The organism is Chlorogloea sp. CCALA 695 (assembly GCF_003003885.1).
Lineage (GTDB): Bacteria > Cyanobacteriota > Cyanobacteriia > Cyanobacteriales > Chroococcidiopsidaceae > Aliterella.
The window spans coordinates 1-7,954 of sequence record NZ_PVWN01000106.1; the positions used below are offsets into that span (position 1 = coordinate 1).

At 40.2% G+C, this 7,954-nt stretch carries 7 protein-coding genes and 2 pseudogenes; 3 read left to right on the forward strand and 6 right to left on the reverse strand.

Annotated elements, in window-relative coordinates; translation table 11 throughout:
• Positions 1-86: 86 nt before the first annotated feature.
• Entirely contained in the window at positions 87-242 is a 156-nt protein-coding gene (locus C7B70_RS28975) for an IS1 family transposase (protein WP_106371517.1), read from the reverse strand.
• 77 nt (positions 243-319) lie between these two features.
• Between C7B70_RS28975 and C7B70_RS24495 the strand changes: the two are divergent.
• Together C7B70_RS24495 and C7B70_RS28105 are read left to right on the forward strand one after the other, a co-directional pair.
• Positions 320-587, forward strand: a pseudogene (locus C7B70_RS24495) (DDE-type integrase/transposase/recombinase); the annotation flags it as partial.
• Positions 588-643: 56 nt separating this feature from the next.
• Positions 644-1,033, forward strand: a pseudogene (locus C7B70_RS28105) (transposase); the annotation flags it as partial.
• Between the two features lie 288 nt (positions 1,034-1,321).
• Here C7B70_RS28105 and C7B70_RS24505 read toward each other — a convergent pair.
• Positions 1,322-3,490 carry a polysaccharide biosynthesis tyrosine autokinase gene (locus C7B70_RS24505; protein WP_106371518.1) on the reverse strand — a complete coding sequence of 723 codons (2,169 nt, stop codon included), beginning with the start codon at positions 3,488-3,490 and terminating at the stop codon, positions 1,322-1,324.
• Between the two features lie 67 nt (positions 3,491-3,557).
• Positions 3,558-4,451 carry a WecB/TagA/CpsF family glycosyltransferase gene (locus tag C7B70_RS24510; protein WP_199192538.1) on the reverse strand — a complete coding sequence of 298 codons (894 nt, stop codon included), beginning with the start codon at positions 4,449-4,451 and terminating at the stop codon, positions 3,558-3,560.
• Between the two features lie 701 nt (positions 4,452-5,152).
• On the opposite strand from C7B70_RS24510, the gene C7B70_RS26175 reads away from it, so the two are divergent.
• On the forward strand, positions 5,153-5,395 hold the full coding sequence (locus C7B70_RS26175; protein WP_146134164.1) for a hypothetical protein: 243 nt from the start codon (positions 5,153-5,155) through the stop codon (positions 5,393-5,395).
• Here C7B70_RS26175 and C7B70_RS24520 read toward each other — a convergent pair.
• The 3 genes from C7B70_RS24520 to C7B70_RS24530 all read right to left on the reverse strand — a co-directional run.
• Positions 5,361-6,494, reverse strand: a complete 1,134-nt coding sequence (locus tag C7B70_RS24520; protein WP_106371521.1) for an ATP-binding protein — start codon at positions 6,492-6,494, stop codon at positions 5,361-5,363. The genes C7B70_RS26175 and C7B70_RS24520 overlap by 35 nt on opposite strands.
• A 172-nt stretch (positions 6,495-6,666) precedes the next feature.
• Positions 6,667-7,134 carry a response regulator gene (locus C7B70_RS24525; protein WP_106371522.1) on the reverse strand — a complete coding sequence of 156 codons (468 nt, stop codon included), beginning with the start codon at positions 7,132-7,134 and terminating at the stop codon, positions 6,667-6,669.
• The coding region (locus tag C7B70_RS24530; RefSeq protein WP_233221132.1) for an ATP-binding protein at positions 7,115-7,954 on the reverse strand (840 nt) is incomplete at its 5' end. The genes C7B70_RS24525 and C7B70_RS24530, both read right to left, overlap by 20 nt.

Below are 7,954 nucleotides of genomic sequence, written 5' to 3' on the forward strand. Positions count from 1 at the left end.
AAGCGCTACTGTTGGTTGAGCATCTCTAGGCAAATGCTTCAAGATTTGTAATTCCACATCCATTGCTCTACCTGCCTCATAGAGTTTTATCCTTCACTTATTTTATTTATTATATCCGGAAAATGACACAAGAGGGATAACTTATTTTGACACTGGTAACGCTGCTTTTTTTGTGCTGTTTTCCCATGTCTGACTACGTTGATACTGCCACAATTCGGGCAGGGAACTGGCTCTAAAACCATTGCTGAACTCGCAGATTAGATACTTGCTCTGATTGCAGCACAATTTCGGAGCTAGATCAACACGTCTGAGCCATTATCTGAGGCAGATTAAGTACCTTAACAACATTGTTGAACAAGACCATCAAGGCATCAAACGATTAGTTAAGCTGGGGATGGGATTTGGCTCCTTTAACATGGCACGACGAACCATCAGAGGTTATGAAATCGTAAAGTCTTCCGGAGGAAGCTTCCCCCGGAGAGCTTTACATGAATATGATGCGGAAAGGACAAGTTATGGGACATCCAGTGGGAGCCATCAAAGAGCGGGTTTTCTTCCTCAATCAAATCTTTAGAATGGTCGTATAGAAAAACTCTTTCCCAATCAGCTTTTCTGACCTCAAGAAGTTTTTGCAACACAACCGATTTATGTACCGGAGGGAGAAACGCCCATAGCTAACGTTAATTGGCGATATCAGTGGCTATGGTTATATGCCTTTGTACATCCCAAAACTGGCGAAACCTATTGGTGGATTATACCGTATGTAAATACAGAACTATTTAACAAAGTTTTAGCAGATTTTGCTGCTCAATTTAACTTAGGGGCGAATAAGCACATTCTTTTAGCTGTAGGTAGGGCGGGTTGGCACATTAATCGTAAGGTAAAGATTCCTTCAGGGCTACATTAGACATTTTCACCCTTCTATTCACCCGAATTGCAGCCTGCCGAGCGATTATGGACTTTAGTTGATGAGCCGATTGCCAATCAATCTTTTGAAACTTTAGATGATTTGGAAGAGGTTCTATTCCACTGATGCCAATCTTTGCTTCAAAGCGCAAGAGTTGATTCGAGGATTAACTGGTTTTCACTGGTGGACTAAAATCGGTGCTTAATTATAATTTATTTGCCGGACTTGATAGGAGCGATGTAAGATTCTGGTGAAGAACTTTGAGCGTACCCTATCGAATGTGACAACGAAGCTCAATCTCTGCTTCGTTAGACTCATGATTAAAGGCCTTGTAGCTTCCTCTTAGAGATGTCAAATGGGTTCTATAAATCGAGTCCACCTGTCAGTAAAGTACAGGTTAACTGACTTGAGTAATCAATAACGACTTAAATTTTTTCTAGACTCAAGCGCAAGGGTTTTAGAAACTGTAGTATCTTCCTCAGAATAATATTCCTTTACAGGGTAAGAACTGTAGTTACTATTGTTATCAGTTATACCGTTAACTACCAACCCTAGGACATTTTGCCCAGAGTGTTTTAAAAACTCTTTAGCGGACGTAGCACTAGCTGAATTTACTACCCCAGGTCGAACTACTAATAAAATGCCATCAGCCATTTTACCCACAATAGCTGCATCGGCTCCAATATTTAATGCTGGAGTATCAATGATTACAAAATCATAATCGTCTAAAAAATTCTCAATTAATGAATTCATGCGCTTAGATTCGAGCAGAGGCATTGGGTTTGGTGGTGTAGCTCCAGCAGGCAGGATAGATAAATTAGGCATAACTTTTTTAATGGCTGTCTTCAGCTCTGCTCTATTGACAAGGACGTTACTTAAGCCACATTGATTGAGCAGGTTCCAAATTATGTGCTGAGATGGTTGGCGCATATCTGCGTCCACTAATAACACTCTACGCTCTGATTGCGCCATTGTTACAGCCAAGTTAGCGCACAGGGTCGATTTGCCCTCTTGAGGTATGGAACTGGTTACTACAACAACTTTTAGTTCTTTATCAGAACTTAAAAAATTTAAGTTAGCTTGAAATGTTCGGTATGCTTCAGTAACAGGCGAACGAGGCATATCTCTTGCCTCGATTATTTGTATATCCTCTTCTAAATCTTTCTTACCAGAGAACGGGATAAGCCCCAGTAAAGCACCGCCAAATATTTCCCTTGCCTCTTTAACTGTCTTGATGGAAGTATCTAGTGCATCTAAAATAAGACCAGTTCCTACAGCAAGCAATATTCCAAGTAAAACTCCCAAAGCTACATTTCTCTCTTGATTAGCTTCAAGAGGAGCTTCTGGAACTTCTGCCACCTCTATCAGCCGAGCATTCCCTACCACTCTGTTTTCTTCAACTCGAATTTCTTCAAGTCTGCGCAAAAGAGTTTCATAAGTAGATTGGGCTGCTTTTACTTCACGTTCTAGTTCTCCTTTGCGCTGCTTCAACCCAGGTAAAAAATTTGCCCGTTGCTTATAACTTTTTAATACATTAGATAAAGCTGCAATTTGACTATTTAAACCTAAGCGTTTTGTCTCTAGTTGAACAAGATTGGTGGTTAGTTGTTGCTTTAATTCTCCAACCTGCAAATTTTCACTAATTCCCTCAGTAGGAACTCCAAGCACTTGTTCGACTCGTCCTTGCAATAAAGCTTCTATAGAGGCTTTTTTATTTTGTAAATCAATTATTTTAGGATGTGCCGCTTGATATATAGTTAGTCCGCTTGCTAACTGGCTTTCTACTTGTTGTAATTCTTCAAGCGCCTTTTTTACACCCAGCGACTGGCTAACAGAACTTGCAGCTATAGCTTGTTGTGAATCCATACCCAACAACCCATTTTGCAACGCTTGAGACTGAGCATTTGCATCGGCAAGTTGAACTTGGGCCGTACTAACTTGATTTTCTAAGTTAGAAATTACTTCTACCGCCGAACTCGCTTCTCCTTCTAAATCTACGATATTGTTCTGCTCTTCAAACTTACGCAAGACTTCTTCTGCTTGACGTACAATAACTTCAGTTTTAGGCAATTGCTTAACGATAAATCGGCGAGCGGTTGCAGCTTCAGCCCGGTTATCAACTATATTATTAGCCAAGTAGAAACTTACAACTTCGTTAACTGCCAAAGCAGCTATTTTAGGATCAGGGCTTTGATAGGAAATTTCCAGTATGTCTGTTTTGCCTATTCTTTGGATTTTGAGATCTTCTAGAAATTTCTGAGGTTTTACTTTCAGACTTAGTGTAGCGATAGCTCTACGTGCAACTGGGGTAGAACGAATAAGTTCTATTTCTGTAATTAAAGGATCGCTTTGCGAACTTACAGAGCTTAATTCTCCTATCTCTTGCCCCTGCGTTATGGCAGAAGTGACATTACTCGGTTTTTTAATTAATATTTTTCCTTTTGCTTCATAGACAGGCTTATGTAAAAACACGTTCAGCATTGCTAGGGCAATAACAACCAGGAAAACTGTTGTTGACGGCAGCCAACGTCGTTTTATAGCTAGTAAATATTGCCGAAAATCTATATATTCTGTCGATTTCACAAAATTATTTTTAGTTAAGTACGGTAAACAGAAGTAGTCATTAACACTAGAAATATCTTACTGCTACTCAACTTTTTTCTACTATTTTTAGCATATTTATAGATTGGTATCTTGAAGTTAGTAGCTGTTTTCCGCACAGCCAAATAAAGGGAGGAATTGTAGACATATATCGTTTCCAAAGTCTACGCGGCTCTTGAACTAATCGATACAACCACTCTAATCCTAAATTTTGTATCCATAAGGGCGCTCTTTTGTGAACTCCTGCAAGCACTGAAAAAACACCCCCTAAGCCAATCATGACGGATTGAATTTTGCCTTTGTGGTTATGCATCCAGTACTCCTGCTTAGGACATCCAAGCGACACTAATACTAAGTTAGCTTTACTTTGATGAATTCTTTGCGCGATATCATCACTCTCTGCAATCGTTAAAGGTCTAAAGGGTAGAGGAACCATATCGGCAATTTCAAGGCTAGGAAATTCGCATTCTAGCTTATTTCTCATTTTTTGGAGAATTGTTGTCTCAGAGCCTAAGAAAAATATACTAATATTCTGTTCTGCCGCTAACTGGCACAATGCTAAAAAAATCTCCATGCCTGCAACCCGGTTTTGCTCACGAACTCCCATTAGCTTCATCATCCAAACTAAGGGCATACCATCAGGAGTAACAATATCTGCACTTTTTAAAACTGAAGAGAACGCTGAATTCCAGTGAGCCTCCATCAGCATATGAACGTTAGCAACACAAATAACTTTACTCTCATAACTCCTTGCCCACTCCAATATCTTTTTAATTTGTGCATCAAAAGGCAAAGCCGTTACGGGAGAGCCAATTATGTTGATAGTAGGGTTGCTATATAATGAAGCTTTGCTTTCCTGTTTTAGGTCATCTAAAAATTGAGATTGACATTGGTCACTTATACTTATTTGAGTACCTAGCCTTTCTTTTTTAGGGTTCATCATAGATAATTGCTTTAAATATTTGACTGAATGATATATACACCAAGCAACACATTTGAGGCAATTGAGGTACACATTTCTTAAAATTTTTTACCTTGAGTCAATTAAGTAGTTGACAAATCTAGAACTTATACTCTTAAATCTTTAATTTTTCAAATTCAAGAGGCTGTATTGGAATAGTAAACTTTACAACTTTTGTAGAAGCTTAACATAACGTTGATGTAAAATTGTGTCCATTATGATACAGAAAACTACGTATGTACTAAGCCAGATAGATAATACATAGTATTTGGTTGTGTTGCAAAAAATGGTAGCCTAAAATAATTCTGCTAGAGAAAATAATTCCACCGATCGCAAAATCAATTCTAAATCCCCATGCAAGGGGAGGCACTATCAGTGCTACGTCATCCTGAGTTGTGTCCGACTAATCCCTCGTGGCGGGTAGATGAAACCGCCTTGGTTGGTCAAAGGAAAGCAGAAATATCTGTACCGAGCTGTTGATTGACCTGAGCGAATACTCTAAATTTTCTCCGGAGTGCGCTCTAGCCAGCCGTAAGACTTTAAAAGCCTTTCCTACTCCTCCACGAGTTATCACTGTGGATAAGAACCCTGCGGCTCTAAAAGCTATCAAAGAACTCAACTCCGCCAAAAAGCTACCCGAAATAGGGAAATTGATGTAGAGTAAGTATCTCAATAATTGGGATTTGGGTCTTTCTCTTGCGGCACGACGCACCATAACAGGGTATGAAATCCTAAACATGATGGGAAAAGGACAGATTTTAGGACATCCCTTGGGAGCCGTCAAAGAGCGGATTATCTTCATCAACCGCCGCTTTGGAGTGGTTGCACAATCTAAACCCCGACAACGGACATTTTTTGTCCTCACAAAGTTTTTGCAACACAACCAAGAATTTAATTGCCCGGCTTTGATGGTAAAACCACCGTAAAGATTGTCCCGACATTAACCTTACTGCTCACTTGAATCCGCCCCTGATGCAGATCAACACACCTTTTAGTGATCGCAAGTCCTAGTCCAGTTCCTTGAATTTTACCCACATTACTACAGCGATGGAAGGCTTCAAATAAATTGAGTTGATCGTCTATTGGTATACCAATCCCCTGGTCTTGGATCTGGAATGTCACACTGTCAGGCTGACAGTTCAAATCAAACTGGATTTTCCCACCTTGAGGAGAGTATTTAATAGCATTAGAAAGTAAATTACTGAAAATGTACCTTAGTAGCTTTTCATCCATTTCAGCTAACTTGCAGTTTCCTTGGTGAGTAAAAGTAACGGCATACTGTTCATTAATATTAACTTGCAAAGCGTCTATGATTTCATGACAAAATTCAACTAAATTCATAGGTGTAGGTTCATATTTCAACCCACCCGCTTCGGTGCTACCAAGAAGTAACACTTCGTCTATTAGATGAATAATTTGGCTAATAGCAGCTTTAATTAGATCGAAGTATGTATCTCTTTTTTCCTCCGTCAACTTTAAATTGTATTGCAGCAACTCCACAGAGTTCCGAATCGTGGTCATGGGAGTACGAAACTCATGGGAAGCTATGGAAATAAAGCTTGACTTGAGCAGATTAAGTTTCTGCTCCTGTTCCAATGCTCGAAGAATAGTTTGCTCACTATCCTTCAGCTGCTTGTGGATTTCTCCTCGCTCAATGGCGTAGCGGAGACTTCGCACTAATAATTGAATTGTAATTTGATCTTTAACAAGGTAATCTTGCGCTCCTCTAGTCATCGCTTGCAGTGATAGTTCTTCGTCATCCATCATCGTCAGAACGACAATGGGAATATTAGGAACGGCTGTACGAAATTCTGTTAGTGTATCTAATCCATCAGAGTCTGGGAGGTTGAGATCTAGCAAGACTACATTAAAAGTTTGTTGATTACAGGCATCAATAGCTTGGCTTAGGCGTTCAACGTGGATTAGATTCCCTCCTTTGCCTGAGCGGCTAAACATCTTGCGGAACAATTCGGCATCGCTGGCGCTATCTTCAACCAATAGAACATGAATTTGTTTTGTTTCCATAAAAGTGAAATCTATACTGACCACTTAAAAAAATTATTACTAAAGTTCGACTTGTAGCTAAACCCTCAGTTCTGGGAATTTTGTTTTCTCGTCGATAACCAACAGGGCTGCTTTTATACTTGAATCGGAATTGCTATATCTCTAGTACCCCAATTACATATTCTTTAAGAGCTTATTCTGTAGGTAACCTTACTGCTGCCACCCAAAAAGTACTAATTAGCTGCACAACCTGGATGAACTGATGGACATCAAGGGGCTTGGTCACGTAGCAATTGGCATTAAGGTTGTAAGACCGGAGGACATCATGTTCGTCGGCGGAAGTTGTAAGAACTACAACAGGAATTAGCTTAAGGCTTGGGTCTGATTTAACTGCTGCTAGCACCTCTCGACCGTCCATTCCTGGCAGATTTAGGTCGAGTAAGATCAAATCTGGACGGGGAACACTGGCGTACTCATCCTGCTGGTGGAGGTATTCCATTGCCGTCTCCCCATCCTCAACCCAATGCAGGTTGTTAGGGATTCTATCTTGATTAAAACCTTTAACGTTAGATTGATTGAAGCCTTTGATGATTAAATTGGCATCACTAGGAGAATCTTCAACTAACAAAATCTCAACTATTTTAGACATCTGAGTTTTCATAGTGGGGTAGAGTGAAATAAAAGGTAGTTCCTGATTTTAGCTGCGATTCAACCCAGATATGTCCGCTATGACGCTCAACAATCTTTTTACAAATTGCCAGACCGATGCCAGTACCAGGAAACTCTCGACGGGTGTGAAGACGTTTGAAAATTTCAAAGATGCGTTCAAGATACTGAGGCTTAATGCCAATGCCATTATCACGAATAGTAAAAATCCATTCGTTTGTTGATGGGGTGTAGCCTTCACGGCACTCAGTCTTCCCATCTCCTCTAACGGCGCTAATATGAATCTTTGGTGTCTCCTCTCGGCAGAATTTAATGGCATTGCCAATCAGATTTTGCAATAGCTGCATCATTTGAGTGTTGTCGGCAACTACAGTTGGCAAAGGATCTTGGGTGATAATGGCGTTAGTTTCGGCGATCGTCACTTGCAAATTATTTAGTACCTGACTTAGAACTGTGTTGCAGTCAGTAGCAGCTAACTTTAAGTCATAAGTGCCTACGCGGGAATAGATCAGCAAGTCTTGAATCAACTGCTGCATCCGCTTTGCTCCATCCACGATGTAGCCAGTGTATTCCAGGGCAGACTCATCTAAAAGATGCTCATAGTCCTGCACTAAAAGTTGAGTATAACCTGTTACCGCTCGTAATGGCTCTTGCAAGTCGTGGGAAGCTACATAGGCAAATTGCTCTAACTCTTGATTAGACCGTCGTAAATCCTCATTTAGCTTTTCTAATTTAGCCAAAGCATCACGAATGTTTACTTCTGCCTGCTTGCGCTCAGTGATGTCACGCACAATTACCACATACTCTTGGAAATT